Origin of the sequence: Streptomyces wedmorensis, assembly GCF_000716445.1 — a bacterium.
Lineage (GTDB): Bacteria > Actinomycetota > Actinomycetes > Streptomycetales > Streptomycetaceae > Streptomyces > Streptomyces wedmorensis.
The window spans coordinates 186,468-207,950 of record NZ_JNWK01000010.1 but is presented as its reverse complement, the minus strand read 5'-3'; the positions used below and the strand labels follow the sequence as shown (position 1 = coordinate 207,950).

Annotated in this window: 22 protein-coding genes; 13 read left to right on the top strand and 9 right to left on the bottom strand. The window is 73.7% G+C overall.

Annotated features, from left to right (window positions below):
* Positions 1-61: 61 nt before the first annotated feature.
* On the bottom strand, positions 62-1,438 hold the full coding sequence (locus OO54_RS11500) for a tannase/feruloyl esterase family alpha/beta hydrolase (protein ID WP_033202753.1): 1,377 nt from the start codon (positions 1,436-1,438) through the stop codon (positions 62-64).
* A gap of 157 nt (positions 1,439-1,595) precedes the next feature.
* Here OO54_RS11500 and OO54_RS11495 point away from each other — a divergent pair, with 157 nt between their 5' ends.
* The gene (locus OO54_RS11495; protein ID WP_033202752.1) at positions 1,596-2,192 is read left to right on the top strand and encodes an HD domain-containing protein; all 597 of its coding nucleotides are present in this window, start codon (positions 1,596-1,598) and stop codon (positions 2,190-2,192) included.
* A gap of 70 nt (positions 2,193-2,262) precedes the next feature.
* Here the strand turns inward: OO54_RS11495 and OO54_RS11490 are convergent, their stop codons facing one another.
* From OO54_RS11490 to OO54_RS11480, 3 genes are all read right to left on the bottom strand, one after another.
* A complete protein-coding gene (locus OO54_RS11490; RefSeq protein ID WP_033202751.1) occupies positions 2,263-3,132 on the bottom strand; it encodes a hypothetical protein in 870 nt (289 codons plus the stop codon).
* A gap of 98 nt (positions 3,133-3,230) precedes the next feature.
* Complete coding sequence (locus OO54_RS11485; RefSeq protein ID WP_033202750.1) at positions 3,231-3,566, bottom strand: hypothetical protein; 336 nt, start codon at positions 3,564-3,566, stop codon at positions 3,231-3,233.
* A 342-nt stretch (positions 3,567-3,908) separates the two neighbouring features.
* Positions 3,909-4,544 carry a class I SAM-dependent methyltransferase gene (locus tag OO54_RS11480; RefSeq protein WP_033202749.1) on the bottom strand — a complete coding sequence of 212 codons (636 nt, stop codon included), beginning with the start codon at positions 4,542-4,544 and terminating at the stop codon, positions 3,909-3,911.
* Positions 4,545-4,695: 151 nt separating this feature from the next.
* Between OO54_RS11480 and OO54_RS11475 the strand changes: the two genes are divergently transcribed.
* From OO54_RS11475 to OO54_RS11420, 12 genes are all read left to right on the top strand, one after another.
* Positions 4,696-5,529, top strand: a complete 834-nt coding sequence (locus tag OO54_RS11475; protein ID WP_033202748.1) for an MHYT domain-containing protein — start codon at positions 4,696-4,698, stop codon at positions 5,527-5,529.
* Positions 5,530-5,800: 271 nt separating this feature from the next.
* A complete protein-coding gene (locus OO54_RS11470; RefSeq protein ID WP_033202747.1) occupies positions 5,801-9,016 on the top strand; it encodes a sensor histidine kinase in 3,216 nt (1,071 codons plus the stop codon).
* Positions 9,013-9,447 (top strand): roadblock/LC7 domain-containing protein, encoded by a 435-nt coding sequence (locus OO54_RS11465; protein ID WP_017237311.1) that lies wholly within the window; start codon positions 9,013-9,015, stop codon positions 9,445-9,447. Before OO54_RS11470 ends, OO54_RS11465 begins: the two co-directional genes overlap by 4 nt.
* A 14-nt stretch (positions 9,448-9,461) precedes the next feature.
* A complete protein-coding gene (locus tag OO54_RS11460; RefSeq protein WP_033202746.1) occupies positions 9,462-9,878 on the top strand; it encodes a DUF742 domain-containing protein in 417 nt (138 codons plus the stop codon).
* On the top strand, positions 9,859-10,476 hold the full coding sequence (locus OO54_RS11455; protein WP_033202745.1) for a GTP-binding protein: 618 nt from the start codon (positions 9,859-9,861) through the stop codon (positions 10,474-10,476). The genes OO54_RS11460 and OO54_RS11455 overlap by 20 nt, the downstream gene beginning before the upstream one ends.
* A gap of 240 nt (positions 10,477-10,716) precedes the next feature.
* Entirely contained in the window at positions 10,717-11,127 is a 411-nt protein-coding gene (locus OO54_RS11450; RefSeq protein ID WP_026057870.1) for a roadblock/LC7 domain-containing protein, read from the top strand.
* Between the two features lie 296 nt (positions 11,128-11,423).
* On the top strand, positions 11,424-12,689 hold the full coding sequence (locus OO54_RS11445) for a DUF6397 family protein (RefSeq protein ID WP_033202744.1): 1,266 nt from the start codon (positions 11,424-11,426) through the stop codon (positions 12,687-12,689).
* 66 nt (positions 12,690-12,755) lie between these two features.
* On the top strand, positions 12,756-14,300 hold the full coding sequence (locus OO54_RS11440; protein ID WP_033202743.1) for an ATP-dependent DNA ligase: 1,545 nt from the start codon (positions 12,756-12,758) through the stop codon (positions 14,298-14,300).
* 53 nt (positions 14,301-14,353) lie between these two features.
* On the top strand, positions 14,354-14,797 hold the full coding sequence (locus OO54_RS11435; RefSeq protein ID WP_234439261.1) for a hypothetical protein: 444 nt from the start codon (positions 14,354-14,356) through the stop codon (positions 14,795-14,797).
* Between the two features lie 194 nt (positions 14,798-14,991).
* Positions 14,992-15,777, top strand: a complete 786-nt coding sequence (locus OO54_RS11430; RefSeq protein ID WP_033202741.1) for a polysaccharide deacetylase family protein — start codon at positions 14,992-14,994, stop codon at positions 15,775-15,777.
* 378 nt (positions 15,778-16,155) lie between these two features.
* On the top strand, positions 16,156-16,869 hold the full coding sequence (locus OO54_RS11425; protein WP_033202777.1) for a hypothetical protein: 714 nt from the start codon (positions 16,156-16,158) through the stop codon (positions 16,867-16,869).
* Entirely contained in the window at positions 16,866-17,237 is a 372-nt protein-coding gene (locus OO54_RS11420) for a peptidase inhibitor family I36 protein (protein ID WP_033202740.1), read from the top strand. Before OO54_RS11425 ends, OO54_RS11420 begins: the two co-directional genes overlap by 4 nt.
* A gap of 63 nt (positions 17,238-17,300) precedes the next feature.
* On the opposite strand, the gene OO54_RS11415 is transcribed toward OO54_RS11420, so the two are convergent.
* The 5 genes from OO54_RS11415 to OO54_RS11395 form a co-directional block, all read right to left on the bottom strand.
* Positions 17,301-18,074: a rod shape-determining protein gene (locus tag OO54_RS11415; protein WP_051786860.1), complete on the bottom strand. Its 774-nt coding sequence runs from the start codon at positions 18,072-18,074 to the stop codon at positions 17,301-17,303.
* A 121-nt stretch (positions 18,075-18,195) separates the two neighbouring features.
* Positions 18,196-19,383, bottom strand: a complete 1,188-nt coding sequence (locus OO54_RS11410) for a globin domain-containing protein (protein WP_033202738.1) — start codon at positions 19,381-19,383, stop codon at positions 18,196-18,198.
* Positions 19,384-19,459: 76 nt separating this feature from the next.
* Positions 19,460-19,903, bottom strand: a complete 444-nt coding sequence (locus tag OO54_RS11405) for an RrF2 family transcriptional regulator (RefSeq protein ID WP_033202737.1) — start codon at positions 19,901-19,903, stop codon at positions 19,460-19,462.
* 36 nt (positions 19,904-19,939) lie between these two features.
* Positions 19,940-20,881 carry a hypothetical protein gene (locus OO54_RS11400; protein ID WP_159391559.1) on the bottom strand — a complete coding sequence of 314 codons (942 nt, stop codon included), beginning with the start codon at positions 20,879-20,881 and terminating at the stop codon, positions 19,940-19,942.
* 25 nt (positions 20,882-20,906) lie between these two features.
* Complete coding sequence (locus OO54_RS11395) at positions 20,907-21,308, bottom strand: SHOCT domain-containing protein (RefSeq protein ID WP_033202736.1); 402 nt, start codon at positions 21,306-21,308, stop codon at positions 20,907-20,909.
* Between the last annotated feature and the right edge of the window lie 175 nt (positions 21,309-21,483).

The following is a 21,483-nucleotide window of genomic DNA, read 5'->3' as shown; positions in this document are numbered from 1 at the left end:
GTCCCGTCGATCAGGCCGGGCTCGATCGACGGGACACCCGCCTTGGGGTCCAGGGCCCCCGCTACTCCGCCAGAGCGCAGGAATTGACCACGTCACCGTCCGTCGGCCGCGGGATCGTGCGGTCGGCGGGCGGAGCCGTACCCTCCTCGACCCAGCGCGTCAGGGCGTCGAACGCGGAGCGGTAGCACGGCAGGATCGGGCGCAGCCGGTCCGGGTAGGTGTCGTACAGGCCGTCGGTGTGCGTCCCGCCCTGCACCGTGTAGTACCGGTGCAGACCGCCCCGTCGGCGCGCGTCGATCATCCCCGCGTACACGTCGGAGTCGGTGGCGATGGGCAGCAGCGTGTCGAGGTCTCCGTGCAGGGTGATCAGCGGCTTGCCGATCCGGCCGGTGAGCGCGACCTTCGCGACCGCGCGGTGGACGGCCGCCGGCCGGGAGGCGTAGTCGTACGAGGCGTCCGAGGCGCAGGGCGCGAGGATCTGCTCCACCGTGCCGCCGATGGAGGCACCGGGGCAGGCGGGGTCGTACGCGGGGTCGAACTCGGCCCGGAACATCTTCTGCGTCAGACCCCAGTACGCCTTCTCGTGGTACGGCCACAGGAAGCGCGAGCCGGGTGCGAAGCCGGCCGCGATCAGGTCGTCGTCGGTGGCCAGGCCCTGGGACCGGGCCACCGTGACCGGCAGGCTGGTCAGGAGGTTGGGGCCGCGCGTGGTCCACAGCACGCCCTCCCAGTCGACCCCGCCGTCGTACAGCTCGGGCCGGTTCTCCAACTGCCAGCGCGTCAGATAGCCGGCGTTGGAGATCCCCGTCATGTACGTGTGATCGGGGGCCTTCCCGTACCGCTGGCGCACGGCCTTCCTGGCCGCCCGCGTCAGTTCGGTCACCCGGCGGTTCCACTCGGCGACCGCGTCGCCCGGAGCCTGCCCGTCGGTGAAGAAGTTCGCGCCGGTGTTTCCCTTGTCGGTGGCCGCGTAGGCGAAGCCCTTGGCGAGGACCTCGTCGGAGATCAGCGCGTCCGTCGAGTACTGGCGCCGCGTGCCCGGCGCACCCGTGACGACGAGCCCGCCGTTCCAGTCGTCCGGCAGCCGGATGACGAACTGCGCGTCGTGCGACCAGCCGTGCGTGGCGTTGAGGCGCGAATCGTCGGGGAAGTATCCGTCGATCTGGACGCCAGGCACCCCGGACGGATGACGGGTCCCCTTCGCGGCCAGGCCCGCCTGGTCCGCCATGTCGGTGTACGGCGTGCCGGCGAGCCCCGCGGTGGTCAGGTCCTGCAGACACGCGGTCTCCTGGTGCTCGGCGCCGGGCACATGGAGCCGGTCCTGCCGCGCGCAGTGCGCGGAGGCCTCCTCCGCGGCCCCGGCAGGGCTCGCGGGCGCGAGGGCGGTGACCCCGGTCAGCAGCGCGGCGATCAGGGGGACGCCTGGGAACAGGCGCATGGTGGGCCTCCGATGGGACGACGTGACGGTGTACAGCGCCACATCGTGCGGTGGGCCCCCGCCGCCGGACCATGGTTCGGAACCACACGTCGGCCCTCCGTCCCATGTGGGTGCGGGACGGGCCGGGCTCCGCGGCCGCACTCGCTACCCTGCGGGGATGGAGATTCCCACCACGGACGACATCCGAGCCCTGCACCTGAAGTACGCCCCCGACGAAGTGGCGTTCGAGCGCGTCTTCACCCACTGCGAGATCGTGTGGAAGGTCGCCCAGCACCTGATGTCGCGCGCGGACAGGGGCGTCGACCCGGAACTGGTGCGCGCGGGGTGCCTCCTCCACGACATCGGCGTCTATCGCCTGTACGACGCCGACGGACGGCGGGACGGCCGGAGCTACCTGCTGCACGGGATGCTGGGCCACGAGATCCTCGCCTCGGAAGGGCTGCCGGAGACGCTGTGCCGTTTCTGCTCGTGCCACACGGGCGTCGGGCTGACCAAGGAGGACGTCCTCAAGCAGGGGCTGCCGCTGCCGCCGGCCGACTACGTCGCGGTCACCCCCGAGGAACGCCTGGTGATGTACGCCGACAAGTTCCACAGCAAGAGCACGCCGCCCAGGTTCGTGTCCCCCGAGACCTACGAGGTGGCCGTGGGCCGCTTCGGGGAGGACAAGTCCGCGGCGTTCCGGACCCTGCGGGCGGTGTTCGGCGACCCCGAGCTGGACGGGCTGGCGTCCGAGTACGGGCACGCCGTCACCTGACCCCGCCCATGGCGCGCCCCCGGGAGCACGCCGTCACCGACCCGGCCTCGGGGCAGCACCCTCCGCTCGCTCAGGACGGTCGCACGGCCATCGCGGCGAGCCCTTCGAGGAGGGCGGCCAGCTTCGGGCTCCGGGGCACCGGCAGCACCTCGCGGGGCAGCTCGTCGAGGAGGACGAAGGCCATGTCGTCGGTGCGGGCCGCCAGCGACCAGCCGGGACCGTCCGCGCGCAGGGTGCATGGGCCGTCCTCCGCGCCGCCGTCGGACCGCACGCGCCCGATCGGCGGCTGTTCCTCCAGATAGCCCTGGAGTTCCGCCAGTGCCTTCCTGACCCCGTCGTACGGGTCGGGCTCCGCGGGGAGAGGCGGGTTCTCGTCGCCCTGGGCCGGGGCCTCCGGGGCCTGGGCCTCCTCGGCCGGCGCGGGGGCGGCGGACGCTTCGTCGTCGTCCGCCCGGGACCGCCAGGCGGCCCACCGGAGCGCCACCTCGTCGGCCCCGAGGCGGCGCTGGGCCGGACCCCACTCCGTGCCCGAGGGCGGGACCAGCGGATCGGGGTCGCCCTCCTGCGGCTCCGGGTCGTGCGGGGCCGGCACTCCCGGGGCGCGGGAGGCCAGGGCGAGTGGCCAGCCCGGCAGCCCGGCCACCACCGAGCGCTCGTCGGGGGAGAGGTCGTACGCCATGCCGCAGTCCCAGGACGAGATGGCCACGGCGACCAGCGACACGTCGTCGACGACCACGGTCCACCGCGCCCCGAGCCCGTCCTGGCCGAACACGAGCCCGTACCCCTCCGCGTACGGCTGGAGCCCCAGCGCGGCGCAGGCCGCCGGGTAGTCGTCGCCGAGCACGCTCAGGAAGCGCTCGGGCGTCAGCAGCGCCGCGGTCAGTACGAACAACGCGTCCGCGTCGCCGTCGGCCTCGGCGATCGGGTCCGTCCCAGCCACGGCAGCCTCCCCATCCGGTCGTCGGCGCACCTTAACCAGTGAGTAACCCGCGCGTCGAGGGCCTTCACCCGGGAACCCGCGCCCTCCGGTTCCGCCCGTCAGGCGTCTCCCGCCGATCGTCGCGGCGACTCCTCCCGCAGGCCGAGCAGCGAACGGGCGACGGCGCTCGGCGACTCGTTCCGCTCCCGGGCGAGGGTGAGGACGGCACGGCATGCCAGCTCGTTGACGCCGAAGGTCAGCATGTCGGGGGAGACCCGGGTCGACGCCTCCTCCGCCCGGGCCGGATCGTCCTCGGCGCACGCCACCACGTACGCGGCCGCGGCTTCGAAGAGGTTGTACCCCTGCCGGGCGCGCGGTGGCGCCGGCGCGGCGGCCGAGGACGCCCGCCGTGCGGAGGGGAGGAGTCTGCGCAGTCTTTCCGTTACTCGTGCCACGGCCCGCCGCCTCTCCCGGGCACGACTGCCCGGCATGTCCACGGTAATCAGTGAAGTGCCGTGACAGAAGGGTGCGTTGACACCCGCGATCACAAAGCGGCACCGCGACCCGCAAGGTCACTCCGGGACGGACCCGACGCGCTCCCCGAGGCGCCCGGACCGGGGACGCCGACGACTCCGGCGGCCCGGACACGGGGGCCCTGCCGATCAGGCCGGGCTCTCGGCGTGATCACCAGGCCCAGGGTCCGGAAAGGGGCGCCGTCCGCCCGGAGGCCGGAGTGTCCGGACCGTCTGTGCTCCGCCTGGTCGTGCTCGTGGCGCGCCGGCGACGGGAGCCGCCGCTCAGGCTTCCCGTACGGCCATGGCCAGGTAGCGCGTGTCCTCGTCGACGTAGCTGACGAGCCGCCAGCCGGCTTCGGCGAGCACCGGACGCAGCCGGGGCTCGGCACGCAGGTCGTCCGGGGTGATCCGGCGGCCGTGGCGGGCCGCGAGGGCGGCGCGTCCGATCGGGTGGAAGAGCGCCAGCCGGCCGCCGGGGCGTACGACACGGGCCAGTTCGCGCAGGTCGGCGACGGGGTCGGCCAGGTGGGACACGAGCCCCGCGCCGAACACGGCGTCGAGGGCGCCGTCGTGCACCGGGAGCCGGCCGACATCGGCGAGCAGCAGCGTCGCGGTTCCCTCGTGACCGGCCTGGCCGCTCATGTCGTTCCGGCCGCCGCGGCCGGCCTTGACGGCCTCTTCGAGCATCTCGGGGGTGAGGTCGACACCGAGTACGGTGCCGGTGGGGCCGACGGCGGCGCGGAGCGGCGGGAGGGCCCGGCCGGTCCCGCAGCCGGCGTCGAGCACGGCGTCCCCGGGGCGCAGGGCCAGCTCTTCCACGGCGGCGGCGTACGCGGGCCCGTCGTCCGGGAACCGGCTGTCCCAGCCGGCCGCGCGGGCGCCGAAGAACTCTCGTACGTGTGTGGGGTCATCGCTCATGTGCTCATGATCGCGCACTCGGAGGGGTGAACGTTCTGTGTGCACGTTCGAGCTCGGCGTGATCGTTCGGGACCATCTCTCTGTCATATTCCATCAGCTTTCGAAATGCGCCCCTGGTGCGCCCCCCAGTGCGCACTAGCGTCCCGGAGCCATGGGACACCTGGACCACGCCACCTTCGGCTGGCTGACACCCGCGCTGTCGTACGCGATGGCCTGCATCGGCGCCGCCCTCGGGCTGCGCTGTACCGTACGGGCGCTCGACGCCACCGGTCGATCGCGACGGAACTGGCTGCTCACCGCCGCCTCCGCGATCGGCACCGGCATCTGGACGATGCACTTCGTCGCGATGCTCGGATTCGGCGTCACCGGCACCGACATCCGCTACGACGTTCCGCTCACCATCCTCAGTCTCGGCATCGCGATGGCCGTCGTCGGCGTCGGGGTGTTCGCCGTCGGCTACGGGCGGGACCGGGTCCGCTCGCTCCTGGTCGGAGGCCTCACCACGGGCGTCGGCGTGGCGAGCATGCACTACATGGGCATGGCCGCGCTCCGGCTCCACGGCCGCGTCACGTACGACCCCGTCCTCGTCGGCCTCTCGGTGCTCATCGCGGTCGTCGCCGCCACCGCGGCGCTGTGGGCGGCCCTCAACATCCACTCGCCGGCCGCGGTCGCCGTCGCCTCGCTCGTGATGGGCGCGGCCGTCAGCAGCATGCACTACACCGGGATGCTCGCGGTGGGGGTCGAGGTCGCGCCCTCCGCCGAAGTCCTCCCCGGGGCCACCGTCATGCAGTTCATCTTCCCGCTCGCCGTCGGCCTCGGCTCGTACCTCTTCATCACCTCCGCCTTCGTTGCCCTCTCGCCGACGGCCAGGGAGCGGGCCGCGTACGCCTCCGCAGGCCGCCTGACGGAGCCGGACGAGCGCGCCGTGGACGTCGCACCTCCCGGCTTCCGCACCACCGAACCCGCCCGAACGACGGCGACCTGACCCGCGTGCCCAGGACTCGGCCGGCGCCCGCACCGCCTGGAGGAGCACTCGTCCGGGCGCGCCCCGCCCCTCCTCGCGGCCGGGCTCCGCACCCGTGACGACCCGACCCCGCACCCCTGGCGACCGGACCCCGTACCCGTGACGACCCGACCCCGCACCCCTGGCGACCGGACCCCGCACCCCTGGCGACCGGACCCCGCACCCGACCCCCGAACCACCCTCGCGCACGATCCACCGCACCAGAGCACCAAGCAGCCGGAACGAGGAGGCCATGCGAACTCCCCGCAAGACCAAGGGCGCCGAGGCGACACCGCCGCCGGCCGCCGCACGCGGGCGGCGCGCGCACGCCGGGCCGCCCGCCGACGAACCGGGGCCGCAGACCCCCGGCGCCTTCCCGGCCCCGGGCGACACGTCCACCGGGGGACCGGTCAAGGCCGGGCCCGTCGAAGCCGACGGCCCCCACGGTTCCGCCCGCCGGCACGGTCCCGCCCGGCCTCACGTCCCCACCGGCCCGCACGGTCCCGCAGGGCCCCGCGTCCGCCACGGTCTTCGGCCGCGCACGGTCCGCGCCAAGATCGTGTCGCTCCTGATGGTCCCGGTCGTCTCGCTCCTCGCCCTGTGGGGATTCGCCACCGTCACCACCGCCCAGGACATCGCCGCGCTCAGCCGGCTCCAGCGCGTCGACGCCGAGATCCGGGAGCCCGTGACGGCCGCCCTCGCCGCGCTCCAGGACGAACGGCGCGCAGCCGTACGGCAGGTCGCGGCGCCCGGCGCAGCCCGGGCCGCCGAGCTCAAGGACCGGATCCGCCGCACGGACGAGGCCGTCGACCGGCTCCGCCTCGACGACACGCACACCATCGGGGACACCGGGGACCTGCCCGGCGAGGTCGCCGGCCGGGTCGGCGCCTTCGTCGACAAGGTCGAGGGCCTCGCCGAACTCCGTACCGCCGCGGCGGGCGGCCGGGCGGACTGGGACCAGGTGTACGAGGAGTACACCGCGGCCGTCACCGCCGCCTTCGCCGTCGGCGGTGCCCTCACCGGGATCCAGGACGGCGGACAGGGCTCCGACGCGCGCGTGCTCCTGGAATTCGGCAAGGCCGGCGAGATGCTCTCCCGCGAGGACGCCCTCCTCACCTCCGCCCATCTCACCGGCAGCCTCACCGGGGACCGGCTCCGCGCCTTCGCCGGCGCCGTCGACACCCGCCGTACGCTCACCGCCTCGGCCACCGCAGACCTGCCCGCGGCCGCACGCTCCGAATGGGCCCGCCTCGCCGGGGGAGGAGACCACGCCAGGCTGATCCGGAACGAGGACCGGGTACGCGCCGCGACCCCCGGCCGCCCCGCCGCCCAGTCGGTCACCTCCGCCGACTGGGACGACACCCTCACCGCCGTACGCCGTGGCCTCATCGTCATCGAGACCGACGCCCGCACCGCGGCGGCCGACCGCGCCGACCCCTTCGCCGGCGGTGTGCTCAGCGCGGGTGGCGCCGCCGTCGTCCTCGGCCTCGCGGCCGTCGTCGCCTCCCTCGTCATCTCCGTCCGGATCGGCCGCGGCCTCGTCGTCGAGCTCGTGAGCCTCCGCAACACCGCCCTCGGCATCGCCCGCCACAAACTCCCCTCCGCCATGCGCCGACTGCGCGCCGGCGAGGAGATCGACGTCCAGGCGGAGGCCCCGCCGGGGCCCGTCTCCCAGGACGAGATCGGCCAGGTCGGCGAAGCCCTCACCACCGTTCACCGCGCCGCCCTCTCCGCGGCCGTCGAACGCGCCGAACTCGCCAGCGGCATCTCCGGCGTCTTCGTCAACCTCGCCCGCCGCAGCCAGGTCCTGGTCCACCGCCAGCTCAACCTCCTGGACAGCATGGAGCGGCGCGCCGACGACCCCAACGAGCTCGGTGACCTCTTCCGCCTCGACCACCTCACCACCCGCATGCGGCGCCACGCCGAAAGCCTGATCATCCTCTCCGGCGCTGCACCCGGCCGGGCCTGGCGCATGCCCGTCCCCCTCACCAACGTCGTCCGGGCCGCCGTCTCCGAAATCGAGGACTACGCGCGCGTGGAAGTGCGGCGACTGCCCGAGACGGCCGTCGTCGGCGGCGCCGTCGCCGACCTCACGCACCTCCTGGCCGAACTCATCGAGAACGCCGCGCAGTTCTCCCCGCCCCACACCAAGGTGCGCGTCAGCGGCGAACCCGTCGGCAACGGATACGCCCTGGAGATCGAGGACCGGGGGCTCGGCATGGGCAAGGACACCCTCGCCGAGGCCAACGACCGCATCGCCCAGTCCGAAGCCCTCGACCTGTTCGACAGCGACCGCCTCGGTCTCTTCGTGGTCAGCCGCCTGTCCGCCCGCCACGACGTCAAGGTCCACCTCCGCACCTCCCCGTACGGCGGCACCACCGCCGTCGTCCTGCTCCCGACCGACCTCCTCCAGGGCGCACTGCCGCCGGGCCGGGGCACCCCGGCGACCGGACCAGGACCCGACGGCGCCCACGCCGGAGCCGCGGACGCCGGGCACCCGCGTACACAGGGCTCCGGCTCGGCCGAGAAGACCACCGTCGACCCGCGGACGGACGGCGCGCGCGCCGCCCGGGAACACGCCGAGGCCCAGCGCGCCGAGGCCCGCCGCTTCGGCCGCCCACCTTCGCCGCGCACGCCGACGCAGGCCGGTCCGTCCGCCCCGACCGCCCCGGGGCTCGCGACCGGCACACCGGCCGGACCCGCCGGGTCCTCAGGGGCCCCGGTCGCGGGACCGCGCCGGAGCGCACCGCAGCCATCGGCCGGCGCGGGGGCCGGCAGCACGCCCGGGCCGGCGGACGCGTCCCGGCCGCCCTCCCCGCCACGGTCCGTGCCGGCCCCCCGGCCGCAGCCGTTGCCGCGCCCGACCGCCGTGCCCGCGCTCGCCGCCGGCCCGGACGCGGGGCAGCCGTCCGCCGGTGTCACCGAACTGCGCCGACGCGGCCCCGCCGTACCGTCACCGACGGGGGACCGCCCACCCGGTACGCCGACCGGTCCCGCCGGCCACGAAGACCCCGAGGCCGAACTGCCGCGTCGCATACGCCAGGCGAGCTTGGTCCCGCAGCTGCGCGAGGCGCCTGCTCCGGAGCCCGTCCCCGCACCGGCCGCCGGATCGGGCACCCGCACCCCGGAACAGGTCAGGGACCGGATGGCTGCCTACCAGGACGGATGGCAGCGGGGAGGCGGCGGCGCGGCCGGCAGCCGGCGCCCCCTCGGCACCGGCTTCGGCGGCGAGCAGGGCCCCGTTCCCGTCACCGAGCCCGGAACAGACCCCCGTACGGCTCCGGAGCCGCGCACCGGCCCGCACGCGAACCCCGCCACGCGCGCGTACCCGGCTTCACCCCCCAGCCCGCACCCCGCCTCGCTCCAGGGCCCGTCCCCGAGCAAGGACTTCGGCACCGTTCACCGCCTCGGCCACGACCACGGCACGGCCCACCTCGACGACACCCGCACCGAAGGAGACGACGCATGATCGACCACGAGAGGATCTCCCACCACCGGTCCGGCGAGCTCGACTGGCTCCTCGACGACCTCGCGATGCGGGTCCGCGAGGTCCGGCACACCGTGGTGCTCTCCAACGACGGACTCGCCGTCGGCGCCTCCAGCGGGCTCAGCCGCGAGGACGCCGAACACCTCGCCGCCATCGCCTCCGGATTCCACAGCCTCGCCAAGGGCGCGGGCCGGCAGTTCCACACCGGCGGGGTCCGCCAGACGATGGTAGAGATGGACGACGGCTTCCTCTTCGTCGCCGCGGCGGGGGACGGCTCCTGCCTCGCCGTACTCAGCTCCGCGAGCGCCGACATCGGACTCATCGCGTACGAGATGGCCCGCCTCGTCAAGCGCGTCGGCGAGCACCTGCACACCCCGCCGCGGCTCACGATGACACCGCCGGCCGGCGGCTGACCCGGAGAGACCCCATGAACGAGGACAGCACCGGCGACGGTCCGTCCGCGCCGGGCAGCCAGTGGTACGACGCCGAGGCCGGACCACTCGTCCGTCCCTACGCGATGACCGGCGGCCGCACCAAGCCGGGGCCGAGCAACGTGCGGTTCGATCTCATCGCCCTCGTCGTCGTGGACGACGACCCGCCAGGACCGGCGGACGAGGCCCTCCTCGGGCCCGAACACCGGTCCCTGCTCACCCTCTGCCGGGCCGAGACGCAGTCGGTCGCCGAACTCGCCGCCGACGCCGACCTCCCCGTCGGCGTCGTCCGGGTCCTCCTCGGCGACCTCCTCGAATCGGGCTTCGTACGCGTCAGCAGGCCCGTACCGCCCGCGCAGCTCCCAGACGAAAGAATCCTGAGGGAAGTAATCGATGGCCTACGAGCGCTCTGAGAGAACCGGCGCCTGCGACGAGACGGACAGCACCGCCCTCGCCCTGAAGATCCTGGTCGCCGGCGGATTCGGCGTGGGCAAGACGACCCTGGTCGGCGCGGTCAGCGAGATACGGCCGCTGCGCACCGAGGAACAGCTCAGCCGCGCCGGACAGTCGGTCGACGACACCGGGGGTGTCGACCAGAAGACCACCACGACCGTCGCCATGGACTTCGGCCGCATCACGATCCGTTCCGGGCTCTCGCTCTACCTCTTCGGCACGCCCGGGCAGGACCGCTTCTGGTTCCTCTGGGACGAGCTGTCACAGGGCGCCCTGGGGGCCGTCGTCCTCGCCGACACGCGCCGTCTGGAGGACTGCTTCCCGGCGGTCGACTACTTCGAGCACCGGAAGATCCCCTTCGTCGTCGCCGTCAACTGCTTCACGGGCGCGCGTACGTACGGCGCGGCCGACGTCTCCCTCGCCCTCGACCTGGACCGCGGCACGCCCGTCGTGCTCTGCGACGCGCGCGACCGTGACTCCGGGAAGGAAGTGCTCATCCGCCTCGTCGAGTACGCGGGGCGGATGCACACCGCACGACTGCTGGACAGCGTCGGCTGATCCCCGGCCGTACGCCCGCCGAACTCCGCCGCCCGTTCCTCCCCGCGGACACGAACGACCGCGACTGATCCTCGGTCATGAGGGCATGGCCCCGTCCTGCGGCACGCGCGGGCGTGGTGCGGTGCTTGCCCTGTTCACGACAGTGCGTAAGGCTTGCGGCGATACGGCGGACCACGGAGGCGCGGGGACCACGGGAATCCGGGTCGACGGGGACGCACCACCCAGGGGGAGGAAACACTGATGGCATTGGACAAGGGCCTGGACTGGCTCCTCGACGACCTGACGCAGCGGGTCGGGTACATACAGCACGCGCTGGTGCTGTCGAACGACGGCCTGGTGACGGGCGCCAGCAGCGGGCTCGCACGAGAGGACGCCGAGCACCTGGCAGCCGTCTCCTCCGGCCTGCACAGCCTCGCCCGGGGCTCCGGCCGGCACTTCCGGGCAGGCCGGGCACGGCAGACGATGGTCGAGTTCGACGAGGCCCTGCTCTTCGTGACGGCGGCGGGCGAGGGCAGTTGCCTCTGCGTTCTCAGCGCGGCGGAGGCGGACGTCGGCCAGGTGGCCTACGAGATGACCCTGCTGGTCAACCGCGTCGGCGAACACCTGGGCGTGGCGGCGCGGCAGCCGGGCCTGCCCGGCGGCGCGCTCTGACGCCGGGCCGCCGACGGTCGAAGCGCTGAGGGCCGGGGCGCCGACTTCCGGGGCGCCGACACCGGGAGTGTGACAGCCGGGGTGTGACGTCTGAAGTGCGGCGGCCGAACTCTGACGTCCGGACTCTGACGTCCGGGTGCCGGGGGCAGGGGTCGCTTCCATTGTCCATCGGCAGTTGTCCACAGGCAGTTGTCCACAAGTCGCGCTGGTGTCGTCACTCTGCGTTACGTTCTCTTCGTGGGTCCGAGGGATCCACGGCACGGAGAGAACACGGACGTACGGGGGAGGGCCACACGATGACGGTGGACGAAGGGACGCGCACGGTCACACCGGCGCGGGCCGCGCAGGAACTGGAACTGAGGCGCGATGAGTTCCGGCTCGCGGTCCAGCTCGGACTGGTGAGGACGGTGCCGACGGGAGAGGGCGGGCGGAGGCGGGTCGAGCGGTGCGAGCTCGACCGCCTCAGCGGAGCACCGGACTTCCCGACCGGCCTGCGCGACCGGGTGCGCACGGTCGGCACGGGGGAGGCCGCGGCACTCCTGTCGATCACCCCGGAACGCTTCACCAGGCTGGCCCGCACGGGGCACCTCAGCCCCGTGCGGTTCACCCTGAACCGCTACCGGGCGGTGGTGTGGACGTACCTGGCGGCGGAGGCCTCCGACTTCGGCCGCCGGTGTCCGGCCCTGCTCGCCGGGCGGCTCCCCCTCGACCTCCGCGAACGTCTCGCCGCGCACGAGGACCGGCGGCCCAGGAACTGGCGAGCCCGCCGACTCGGTCTGCTGCTCCGCGCCACGGACGATCCGTGGGCCCGCGCCGCCGCCATCGCCTCACTCCTCGACCCCGTCCAGGTGGCCGAGGTCGTCGACGACCCCTACGAGCGCGCCCACCTGGACCGGCTGCGCCCGCCACCGCCCGCCGGCATGCCGGTCGCGGCCGCCGCGCACGACGTCGCCGAACGGCTCACGCGGGCGGACGAACCCGACGAGATCCTCTGGCACCGCATGAGCCTGGCCCTGGCCCTCGACGAAGCGCGCTCCCGACAACCGGCCCCGTATCCCGGCGACCTCAGCCCCGCTCCCACGACCCAGGGCGTGCCCGGGACCACGGCCGCGGCCTCGACCGCGTCCGGGGCGCTCGTGACCGCGACGGCCGCCGGGTGGGCTGACGCCCTGACGCCCGGGCTGCCGGTCCGTCGCGCACGGAGGGCGGATTCCGGTGGCGACACGGGGATCCTGACGATGCCGCCGCTTCCCTTGATGCCCCCGGCGGCTCCGCCGTGCGTGCCGCGGGACGGCTCCCCGCCGGATCCGGTCGTGGAGGGGCGGCGAACGGCTCCTGGCCGTGGTCCCGATGAGCGGGCGGCCCCTGGCCCTGGTCTCGAGGGCCACGCTGCCCCTGCCCCCGGCCGGGCGGAGGTCGACCTTCGGCCGAGCCGCCCGGCGGCGCCCGTCAGGCCCGCCGGTCGTCCGGCGCGGACCCGGCTTGTGGATCGACTGCTCCGCAGGAAGGGGGTGGGGGAGGGGCGCGTTCGGCGAGGGAGGAGGTCGGTGTCCTGGCCGTGAGGCGAGGGTGGGCACGGGTGGCGGCACCGGGTGCGGCGGAGGCCGGGTGTGGGGAGGATGGGCCACATGCTGCTGGCCCATGTCGCGGAGGTGTCCCGGGAGGTTGCCGCGACCTCGGCGCGTTCCCGCAAGATCGTCCTGCTCGCCGAACTGTTCGCGGAGGCCGACCCGGAAGAGAGTCCGCTCGTCATCGCGTATCTGTCGGGGCGGCTCCCGCAGGGGAGGATCGGTGTCGGCTGGAGCGTGCTCAAGGACGTCGTCCCGCCGGCCGTTCCACCGGTCGAGAGGCCCGGTCTCACGCTGAGCGGGGTCGATGCCGCGTTGACGGCGCTGGCCGCGGTCTCGGGAGCCGGGGCCAGGGCCGAACGGGCCCGGCTGGTTCACGGTCTGTTCTCCGCTGCCACCCATGACGAACAGGAGCTCCTGCTGAGGCTTCTCAGCGGGGAGGTGCGGCAGGGGGCTCTCGACGCCGTCGCGCTGGAAGGCGTCGCACGCGCGGCCACGGTGCCCGCCGCGGAACTGCGGCGCGCCGTGATGCTCGAAGGCTCGTTGCCGCCGGTCGCCCAGGCGGTGCTCGCCGAGGGAGCCGCCGCTCTCGACCGGTTCACCCTGCGGGTCGGCAGCCCCGTGCAGCCCATGCTCGCCCACACCGCCGGCTCGGTGACCGAGGCGATCGCGGCCCTGGGGCCGTGCGCCGTCGAGGAGAAGCTCGACGGCTTCCGCATCCAGGTCCACCGTGACGGCGACGACGTCCGCGTCCACACCCGTTCGCTCGACGACATCACCGACCGGCTGCCCGAAGTGGTCGCCGTCGGCCGGGCCGTGCCGGCCGACGGGTTCATCCTGGACGGCGAGGTCATCGCGCTCGACCCGGCGACCGGACGCCCCGTGGCCTTCCAGACCGTCGCGTCCCGGGTCGGCTCCCGGACCGACGTGGCCGGCGCCCACGCCGCGCTTCCACTGACACCCGTCTTCTTCGACGTCCTCGCCGTGGACGGCGAGGGCCTGATCGACCGGTCGGGCCGGGACCGGCACGAGGTGCTCGCCCGGCTGCTCCCGGCGGCCCACCGGGTGGGCCGCACCCTCGTCACCGACCCGGCCGACCCGGCGCAGATCCAGGCAGCCGAGAGGTTCTTCAGGGACACGCTGGCCCGCGGGCACGAAGGCGTCCTGGTCAAGGCGCTGGAGGCGCCCTATGCGGCGGGGCGGCGGGGACGGGCCTGGCTGAAGGTGAAGCCCGTCCACACCGTCGACCTCGTCGTCCTGGCCGCCGAGCGGGGCCACGGGCGCAGGAGCGGGCTGCTCTCCAACCTCCACCTCGGTGCGCGGACCGCCGAAGGCGGGTTCGTCATGCTCGGCAAGACCTTCAAGGGGCTCACGGACGAGATGCTGCGCTGGCAGACCGAGCGCCTCGGTGAACTGGCCGTGTCGGACGACGGCTTCACCGTGCGGGTTCGGCCCGAACTCGTCGTGGAGATCGCCTACGACGGCCTCCAGCGGTCCACCCGCTACCCGGCCGGCGTCACCCTCCGCTTCGCCCGCGTCGTACGCCACCGGCCCGACAAGCCGGCCTCGGAGGCGGACACCGTCGACAGGGTCATCGGACGCTGAGCGGTGGGGTGCGGGATATCGCGGGACGGCGTCACGCGAGGGATGCTGGAGACGTGGCACGACGAGCGCCCGGCACGACGAGCGCGTGGCACCACGAGCGACCGGCGGGCCGCGAGGAGATGAGCGACGTGTACGACTTGCACATCGACACCGACGTCACCGTGCAGCTGTGCGACTGCAGCCGGGAGGACGCCCAGGCCGTCTTCGACGTCCTCGACAGCGTGTACCAGCTGGAGGACACGGCCACCCCGAATCCGCAGGCGGTCAAGGGCCCCGCGCCCACCGTCTGGACCGCCATCTTCGACACCGCCGGCGGGCAGCGCCAGGAGGTGGGCCCCACTCGGCTGACCGCCTTGGTCGGCGCCACCCTCACCGGTGGGTACCACGCCGTCGACGAGGTCCAGAAGGTGCTCGCCGCCGGATTCGACATCCAGTCCCTGCAAGCCGTCTCCGGCGACCAGGAGACCGAGGCCCGACTGCTGCTCGCCTCCCGCTGAGCGGCTGACACGAACACCCCGGACGGAGCGGACGGGCTCCGCCCGGGGTTCACGCGCGCCTCGGTGCGCCCGGGGGACCCCCGCTCCCGGCTTCGGTATACACCGTGTGTAGAGTTCCTGGCGGTCGCGAGCGCCGCCCTGACCAGGCCGGTTGCGGCTGTACCGAAGTCACTACGGGGAAAGCGGGTTCCACCATGTTCCGATCCAGGACGGGCCGACGCGGGGGAACGGCCACCGCCCTGTTCGCCGCCGCGTCGCTGATGCTGACGCTCGCGGCCTGCGGGACCAGTACGGTCACGCCGCAGGACGCCCGGGACGAGAGCGGAGCCGACGACAAGGCAGGCGCCGCGGCTCGCCGCGTCGACTGCGCCGAGGTCAAGTGCATCGCGCTCACCTTCGACGCGGGGCCGGGCAAGGACACTCCCAGGCTCCTGGACATCCTCAAGGAGAAGCAGGTCCCCGCCACCTTCTTCCTGCTCGGCAGCAAGCACGTCGACCGCTACCCCCAGGTGGTCAAGAGGATCGCGGACGAGGGGCACGAGGTCGCCAACCACACCTGGACCCACCGAATACTCACCGACCTCGACGCCGCCGAGGTCCGCGACGAGCTCGCGCGCACGCAGGACGCCGTCGAGAAGATAACCGGTCGCAAGCCCACCCTCATGCGCCCGCCGCAGGGCAGGACCGACGACACGGTGTCCGAGGTCAGTCGCGAGCTCGGACTCGCCCAGGTCCTCTGGAGCATCACGGCCAAGGACTACTCCACCACCGACTCCGCCCTCATCCGGCAGCGCGTACTCGACCAGGCGCACGGCGATGGCATCATCCTTCTCCACGACATCTACGACGGAACGGTCCCGGCCGTCCCGTCGATCATCGACGAGCTCAAGCGTCGCGGCTTCACCTTCGTGACGGTGCCGGAGCTCCTCGCCCCGGGGAAGGCCGAGCCCGGTACGGTCTACCGCCCCGAGAGGGACTGAGCTCACCTGTCGAAACCGGGTGAGGTGACTCACATCGCCCACCCGGGACCTCTCGGAACATTCGGGCAAGGTTTACCGTTCATACGTATGTGACTGTGAAGGGGTCCGGTCCCCAAGGTCCCCCCCCCCAGAGGTGACCGCTCTTCGCCGTCACGGCGATCGGCCCCGGTTGGAATCCCCCGTCCAACCGGGGCTCTGTCGTTCCCGGACGCCCGAACGCACGGCACCCGACGGCGCCCGAGGGGCGCGCACTCCGGCGCGTCCGACCCGTTCGAGTGAGCTTCGGCATGGTGGCCGAGCCCCCGGGAAATGATCACCGCGGGCCGCCCGACGATCACCGGAAGGCCGCTCCGACCAGGGACGATCCAGGGGGACACCATGCTTCGCACCGCCGCGCGAGCTCGCCGCGCCGCCATCGTCGCCGCCGCCTCACTGCTGCTCTCCGGGTGCACCGTGGTCGCTCCGGGAGGGGTGGGAACCCCGACCGTGCCGGTGACCCGGGCGGCGCAGGACGAGCTGCTCCGGTCCGCGGAACACCGACTGGTCGTCGACTGTCTGAGGGGCCGGGGGATCACCCTCTCGGCACGGCCCCGCGCACCGGACGACGACCGCGTCTTCCGGGCGGCGCTCTTCGGCGCCGGCCCGCGCGAACTGTCCGTCACCCTCGCCACGGGTGCCACCGTCACCGCCCACGAGGACGGCTGCCTGGCCATCGCCCGTCAGCGGCTCTACGGCGACCAGCGTCGCTGGTTCCGGGCCCAGGTCACCGTCGACAACCTCCGCGCCGAGGCCCAGGCGCGCATGCGCACCGACCCGGCCCACCGCGCGGCACTCGCCCGCTGGACCCGGTGCGCCACGCCGCCCCTGGGCCCCCGCCCCGACCGTCCCGCCCCGGCCGTCGCCGCCCGCTGTGACCGGGAGAGCGGACTCGACGCCGTACGCAAGCGGCTGGAGGCCGCAGAGATGGCCGAGGTGCGCACGCTGCACCGGGACGAACTCGCCACATACCGGCAGCTGCGCGACCGCGCACTGCGGCGGGCAGCCGAACTGCCCGCGTCCGGACCACCCGTAGAAAGGCCCCACCTCTCGTGAAGCGACTTCTCGCCACCGCCGCCGCCGCGCTCCTCGCCACCACCGCAGGCTTCGCCCTCGCGGGCTCCGCCGGAGCCGCCGAATGTCCCAGCGGGGAGTTCTGCGTCTGGCAGGAAGCGAACTTCGGCGGCCAGCGCGCCAACTGGAGCGGCGACGACGGCTGGTGGGAGAGCTGGATCTCCGACACCGACTCCTCGTGGGCCAACCACGGCATCTCCGGCCCCGGCATCAAGGACCACGTCCGCGTCTACGAGAGCGCCTGGCAGGGCGGCAGCATGACCATCTGCCTCGCCCCCGGCCAGGAGGTCGGCTACAACGGCGCCGCCAACGACCGCGGCGACTCCCACACATGGGCGACCGGCTGCTGAGCGGCACGGGGGTGGTTCCCGGACCGGCCCGGAGGCCGGTCCGGAAACCACCGCCACCCGGGTTCAGCCGCGGGTGAGGGGGCCCGCCGGGTGGCGCAGGACGGAGGTGAGCATCAGCCCGGCGCCTCGGACGACGCTGGTCGCCGGGTCGTTCGCCAGGCGGAGGCGGGCCCTCAGGAGGTGGGCGAGGCGCCCCGTCACGTCGAGGCGCAGGGCGCCGCCGCCGGTCACCAGAACGCCGCGCCGCAAGGCTCCGCGGACCGCGCCGGTGCGGTCGTGCCGCCACAGGTCGCTCACCATGTCGGCGGCCGTCCCGGCGATCGCGTCCGGCACGCGGCCCGACTCCGGCACGTCGTCGACGCCCACCTCGGCGAGCCGGGCGTCCTCGACCAGGCCGTCCACGACGAGGGTGACCTCGGTCAGCTGCGCACCCAGGTCGACCACGAGCAGCGGGCCGCCGCCGGGCGGGGCCGCGTACGCAGCCGCGGCACGGGCGCTGTCCACGGCGATCACCCGTACCGGACCGAGACCGTCCATCATCCGGCGCGCCGCCTCCCGCTCCTCGGGAGCGGCGAGCACCGGGTGGGTCAGCATCACGACGGTGTCGTGCGTGCCGTCGCCGGGGGCCGAGGCGGTCAGCCGGCGCAGCAGCCGGAGCTGGGAGGCCGAGTCGGTGACGCGGCCGCGCCGCACCGGACCACTCGGCACGTCCGCGAAGACGCCCGCACCCGGGGCCCAGGCCCGGGTCCGGGAGCTGCCGATGTCGAGGGCGATCCCGCGCACCGGCCGCCCCGCGCCCGCGACCCCGCTCCCGACTGCTGATCCGATCGATCCCATCGCTTCCGTCCATTCGCTGCGGACCCGCTGATTGCGAGGCCGGTACGGGACCTCACTATGCAGTATCCGCAGCGGGAGTGCTATGACGCACAGGGATCGAAGGTCTCGCAGTGAGGTGTGGTCAGTTCTCGGAGCCGAGCCACAGGTCGGGACCGAACACCTCGTAGTGGATGTCGGCCGCCGGGGTGCCCCCGCCGAGGAGGTCGCCGCGCACCGCGCGCAGGAAGGGCAGTGGCCCGCACAGGTAGGCGGTGGTGCCCGCCGGCAGGTCGAGCGCCGTGACGTCCGCGCGGCCCGCGCGTGCACCGGAGTCACCCGGCTCCTCGTACCAGAGGTGCAGCGTGCCCTGTGGCAGCGTGCCGACCAGGCGCCGCAGCTCGGCGGCGTGCGCGTGGGACGCGGGGGAGCGGTCGGCGTGCACGACCACCACCGGGCGGGCCGAACCGGTGGTCGCGAGATGGTCGAGCATCGCGAGCATGGGCGTGCTGCCGATGCCCGCCGAGGCGAGCAGCAGGGGGCCCTCGCCCTCGGGCAGTACCAGGTCGCCGAACGGGGCCGACACCTCCACGGTGTCGCCGGGGCGGGCGTGGGCGTGCAGCCAGGAGGAGACCTCGCCCGCGGGGTCGCCGTCGACCCGCTTCACGGTGATCCGCCACTCGGGGCGCCCCGGCGCGGCGGACAGGCTGTACTGGCGGATCTGGCGCGCTCCGTCGGGCAGTGAGACCCGGACGCTCACGTACTGGCCGGGCCGGAACGCGGCGGTGGGGGCGCCGTCGGTGTGCCGCAGGGTGAAGGACACCGTGTCGGGCGTCTCCTCGTGGCGTCCGGCGATCTCCATCGACCGCCAGACCTCGCCCTCGGGTACGCCCGACTCCTGGTAGAGCCGGGCCTCCACGGCGATCAGCGCGTTCGCCATCAGCCAGTACACCTCGTCCCAGGCCTGGGCGACCTCCGGGGTCACCGCCTCGCCGAGCACCTCCACGATCGCGGCGAAGAGGTGCTCGTGCACGACCTTGTACTGCTCGGAGGTCACGCCGAGCGAGGCGTGCTTGTGGGCGATCCGGGACAGCATGGCGTCGGGGCGGCTGTCCGGGTTCTCGAGCAGGGCGACGGCGAAGGCCGCTATGGAGCCGGCGAGCGCCTTGCGCTGCTCGCCGTTGGCCTGGTTGCCCCGGTTGAACAGGTCGCGCAGGAGCTCGGGGTGGGCGGCGAAGAGACGCCCGTAGAACCGCTCGGTGATCTGGTCGAGCGCGCCGCCGACGGCGGGCAGGGTGGCGCGGACGACCGGGACGGCCTGCTCGGACAGCATGGGAACCTCAATCTGGTAGATGATCTGCGTATTAAAAGGTGTGTGGAGGTCGAGTGGAGCCCGGGGGCGCCACGGTTCAGGAGGTGGGGCGTGGCGTGAGGGCGAGGAGGAGCGGACCGGTCGGCGAGGTCACGAGCTCCGCCACGGTCAGCGGGTCGAGCGCGCGGTAGAACGCCTCTTGGGCCTCGCGCAGTGCCCCCCGCAGCCGGCACGCGGTGCGCAGCGGGCACGGCGGATCGCCCTCGCAGGCGACGACCTCCTCCTCGCCCTCCAGGGTGCGGGTCAGCCATCCCACCGAAGACCGTCGGCCCAGCTCCGTCAGAGCCAGGCCGCCACCACGTCCCCGTCGCGCTTCGACCACGCCGAGGTGCTGGAGCCGGGTGACCACCTTCGCCATGTGGGCGTAGGGCACGTCCATCGACTCCGCCACCTCGCGGGTGGTGACGGACTCCTCCGGTGCGGTGACCGCCAGGCGCATCACGGCACGGAGCGCCAGGTCGGTGAACTTCGTCAGCCTCACGGTCTGACCGTATCAAAGAGGTATCTCGATTACTTATTAGGGGGTCGATCGGCGCCTGTGGCGCCGCCACAGCCACCAGCCGCCCGTGAACAGGCAGCTCGACGTGAGCACGATCCCGAGCAGCGGCCACCGCCCGCCCGCGACCTGGAGGTCCGCGGTGACGACCAGGAACACCGCGACCGCCGGCACGAGCAGGGAACCCACGGCGCGCAACACTGCCACGCCCATGGCCGGGGCGAACTGGGCACCACGCGGGGAGCGAAGGTCGGGGGAGCCGACGTAGAAGACGGTGGCCCGGTCCATCAGCCGCGTGGTGGCCCGCCAGTACGAGACGGCCAGGTACGGCAGCCATACGAGGGGCGCCACCAGGCCGACCAGGAAGACGGCGACCACGAGCGCGATCTGCCCCACCCGGACGAACCACCGCGCGGTGTCGGTGGTCGGTGTCATCAGCCCGAGGAGTCGCGCCATCCGGATCACCAGCTTCCACAGCGCGGCCCACCGGCCCAGGCCGCGTCGCCCAGGCCGTCCGGTGCTGGGGGGAGCGACCCTCAGTGCGGCGCGGGCCGTCACGGTGTCGTCGTACACGCCCTGGAGGACGAGCAGTTCGGCAGCCCGCTCGGGATCCGTGCTGTCCAGCCCCCCGACGGCCGCGAGTTCGAGGATCATCCGCGCCTGGTACAGCAGGGCCCCGCAGAACGCGAAGGGGATGAACAGCATGAAGGGGCCGCCGACGAAAGCCCCTTCGGCGGTCACCCTTCGGCGCCCGCGCGCCACGACCAGGGCCCTCAGCGCCGCCGCGTCCGCCTCGGGGTGGGCGGCCCGCAGGCTCTCGACGGCGTGCCCCGCGCCCGGACCCAGCCGGCGCAGGGCGAAGGAGGCCAGGGCCTCCGGGAGCCGGCCGGGCTCCGCGGCGACCTCCCGCAGCAGGGAGCCCGCGAGCCCGGCGGAGGCCTCCGCCCCAGCCTCCTTCCGCACCACCGCCGCCCTTCATCACGCCCGGTCAGGACAGGACCTTGGCCTTCGCCTTCTCGAACTCCTCGGCCGTGATGGCGCCCTTGTCCTTCAGGTCCGCCAGCCGGGCCAGCTCCTCGGTGGCGCTGCCGCCTCCCGCGGGCGCAGTCCCCGCCGTCTTGCGGATGTAGTCCTGGAACGCGGCTTCGCTGTCCCTGGCCTGCTTGACGTCACGCTGCCCCATGCTCTTGCCGCGGGCGATGACGTACACGAACACCCCGAGGAAGGGGAGCAGGATGCAGAAGATCAGCCAGCCCGCCTTGCCCCAGCCGTGGAGTGACTCGTCGCGGAAGATGTCCGTGATCACCTTGAACAGCAGGAAGAGCCACATGATCCAGAGGAAGAACCACAGCATGGTCCAGAAGACGTTGAGGAGGGGGTAGTCGTCCATTCCTGCGTACTCCGTTCCCGCCCGGCCGGGAGAGGCCTGGCGTTGGAGCGAGTCTCACCCAGCCCTCACGGCTCCGCATGTCGTGGCGGTCCGGCGTGCGGGTCGCGCGCCGCCGTGGTCGGATGGAAACCGCGGAACGCCGGTGCGCCGACGAGGCCACGCGGAGCCGCGGACG

Coding starts and splice junctions, on each gene's coding strand:
- OO54_RS11465 (WP_017237311.1), top strand. CDS start 9,013: ATGATCGACCACGAGAGGATCTCCCACCACCGGTCCGGCGAGCTCGAC.
- OO54_RS11495 (WP_033202752.1), top strand. CDS start 1,596: ATGGAGATTCCCACCACGGACGACATCCGAGCCCTGCACCTGAAGTAC.
- OO54_RS11410 (WP_033202738.1), bottom strand. CDS start 19,383: ATGCTGTCCGAGCAGGCCGTCCCGGTCGTCCGCGCCACCCTGCCCGCC.
- OO54_RS11460 (WP_033202746.1), top strand. CDS start 9,462: ATGAACGAGGACAGCACCGGCGACGGTCCGTCCGCGCCGGGCAGCCAG.
- OO54_RS11450 (WP_026057870.1), top strand. CDS start 10,717: ATGGCATTGGACAAGGGCCTGGACTGGCTCCTCGACGACCTGACGCAG.
- OO54_RS11395 (WP_033202736.1), bottom strand. CDS start 21,308: ATGGACGACTACCCCCTCCTCAACGTCTTCTGGACCATGCTGTGGTTC.
- OO54_RS11430 (WP_033202741.1), top strand. CDS start 14,992: ATGTTCCGATCCAGGACGGGCCGACGCGGGGGAACGGCCACCGCCCTG.
- OO54_RS11455 (WP_033202745.1), top strand. CDS start 9,859: ATGGCCTACGAGCGCTCTGAGAGAACCGGCGCCTGCGACGAGACGGAC.
- OO54_RS11415 (WP_051786860.1), bottom strand. CDS start 18,074: ATGGGATCGATCGGATCAGCAGTCGGGAGCGGGGTCGCGGGCGCGGGG.
- OO54_RS11445 (WP_033202744.1), top strand. CDS start 11,424: ATGACGGTGGACGAAGGGACGCGCACGGTCACACCGGCGCGGGCCGCG.
- OO54_RS11480 (WP_033202749.1), bottom strand. CDS start 4,544: ATGAGCGATGACCCCACACACGTACGAGAGTTCTTCGGCGCCCGCGCG.
- OO54_RS11500 (WP_033202753.1), bottom strand. CDS start 1,438: ATGCGCCTGTTCCCAGGCGTCCCCCTGATCGCCGCGCTGCTGACCGGG.
- OO54_RS11470 (WP_033202747.1), top strand. CDS start 5,801: ATGCGAACTCCCCGCAAGACCAAGGGCGCCGAGGCGACACCGCCGCCG.
- OO54_RS11440 (WP_033202743.1), top strand. CDS start 12,756: ATGCTGCTGGCCCATGTCGCGGAGGTGTCCCGGGAGGTTGCCGCGACC.
- OO54_RS11425 (WP_033202777.1), top strand. CDS start 16,156: ATGCTTCGCACCGCCGCGCGAGCTCGCCGCGCCGCCATCGTCGCCGCC.
- OO54_RS11475 (WP_033202748.1), top strand. CDS start 4,696: ATGGGACACCTGGACCACGCCACCTTCGGCTGGCTGACACCCGCGCTG.